This window comes from Micromonospora chokoriensis, from assembly GCF_000718555.1.
Lineage (GTDB): Bacteria > Actinomycetota > Actinomycetes > Mycobacteriales > Micromonosporaceae > Micromonospora > Micromonospora chokoriensis_B.
Genome location: NZ_JOAN01000005.1, coordinates 38,345 through 39,825, shown reverse-complemented (window position 1 = coordinate 39,825; position 1,481 = coordinate 38,345). Strand labels below are relative to the sequence as shown.

Here is a 1,481-nt window from a genome sequence, read left to right as displayed (position 1 = left end):
TTGTACTGACCGGCTACGCGTCGTCCTCGACCACCGAGATCTACGAGACAGAACCTAGGGGGAGGGGACTTCCGGCACGAAGTAGCCGACGCCGCGCAGCGTGCAGAGGTAGTTGGCGCCGCCGGGCAGCGCGGCCAGCCGGGAGCGCAGCCGGTAGACCGTCGACTTCACCACGTCGCGGCCGCCGAGCATGTCGGGCGTCCCCCAGACCGTTCGGAGCAGGTCCTGCCAGGACTGCGGTGTGCCGGGCCGGCTCGCCAGGTGGGTCAGGAGTTTGAACTCGGTGAAGGGCAGGTCGATTCGCTGCTGGTGGAGCGTCACGCTCTGGGTGGCGGGGTCGATGACGAGTTCGCCGACCCGGATCACGCCCGGGTGGTCGCGTCGTCGGCGGATCAGCGCCTGCGCGCGCAGCGCCACCTCGCGCGGGTGGAACGGTTTGACGACGTAGTCGTCGGCGCCGTGCTCCAACCCGGCGATGACGTCCTGCTGCTGGCCGAGCGCGCTCAGCAGCAGGACGGGCGTCTCCGAGCGGGCCCGGATGAGCTGACAGAGGGTCAACCCGCTCATGGTCGGCATCATGACGTCGAGGATGGCGAGGTCGACCCGGTGGGACCGCAGCAGTTGCAGGGCGGTGGCACCGTCGGACGCGGTGAGCACGTCGAAGCCCTGGGTCTGCAACGCGAACTCGACGATGATCACCATCTGTGGCTCGTCGTCGACCACCAGCACGGTGGGCCTTGGCGCGGTGCTCATGGTTGCCCCGGGAGGGTCAGCAGGAACGTCGTGCCGCGGGTGGACGCGGTGTGCACGAGAATCTCACCTCCGTGCAGCTCGACAATGATTTTGGTGATAACCAGCCCCAGGCCGGTCCCGTCGACGAGTGGCCGACCCGTGGCGAAGCGCTGGAAGAGCCGTTCGCGCTCGGCCCGGGTCATTCCCGCGCCGTCGTCGGTGACGTAGACGGCGACGCCGGAGTCCACCGCCATGACCCGTACGTTGATGCTGCCGCCGGTCGTGGTGAAGCGACTCGCGTTGGACAGCAGGTTGGTCATGGCCTGGGTCAGCAACATCGGGTCGGCCAGGATGCGCGGCATCACCTGCGGAGTGTCCAGCGTGATCCGCTGGCCGCGCTGCTCGCACAGCGACCGCATGCCGGCGATGACATCGCGGACGACCACCGCCACGTCGGCCTTCTCCAGGCGTGGCGTGAAGAGGCCAGCCTCGATCTTCGCCTGCAGGAGCAGGCTCTCGCACAGGCCGATCACCTGTGTCGACTGGTTGTCCACCAGGCGGAGGAACTTCTCCTGCGCGGGGGTCAGCGGACCGGGCGTGCCTTCGCGGAGCAGGTCCACCGCACCTTTGATCATGCTCAGTGGTGTGCGCAGCTCGTGGCTGAGCGCGTTGACCTGATCTGCGCGCCGCTGTGCCATCTGCTCCGCGGTCGCCAACTCGGCGCGCATCCGGGCTCCTCGTGGGTGCAG

General features: G+C 68.5%; 2 protein-coding genes. Both read right to left on the bottom strand.

Translation table 11 applies throughout. The annotated features are described in order from the left end of the window. Nucleotides 1-54: 54 nt before the first annotated feature. The gene (locus tag IF46_RS0109055) at nucleotides 55-753 is read right to left on the bottom strand and encodes a response regulator transcription factor (protein ID WP_030487844.1); all 699 of its coding nucleotides are present in this window, start codon (nucleotides 751-753) and stop codon (nucleotides 55-57) included. Continuing rightward, nucleotides 750-1,460 (bottom strand): sensor histidine kinase, encoded by a 711-nt coding sequence (locus IF46_RS0109050; protein WP_157562770.1) that lies wholly within the window; start codon nucleotides 1,458-1,460, stop codon nucleotides 750-752. The genes IF46_RS0109055 and IF46_RS0109050 overlap by 4 nt, the downstream gene beginning before the upstream one ends. Between the last annotated feature and the right edge of the window lie 21 nt (nucleotides 1,461-1,481).

Bases quoted from the DNA above. Each gene is read 5' to 3' on its own strand.
- IF46_RS0109055 (WP_030487844.1), bottom strand. From the start codon at position 753: ATGAGCACCGCGCCAAGGCCCACCGTGCTGGTGGTCGACGACGAGCCA.
- IF46_RS0109050 (WP_157562770.1), bottom strand. From the start codon at position 1,460: ATGCGCGCCGAGTTGGCGACCGCGGAGCAGATGGCACAGCGGCGCGCA.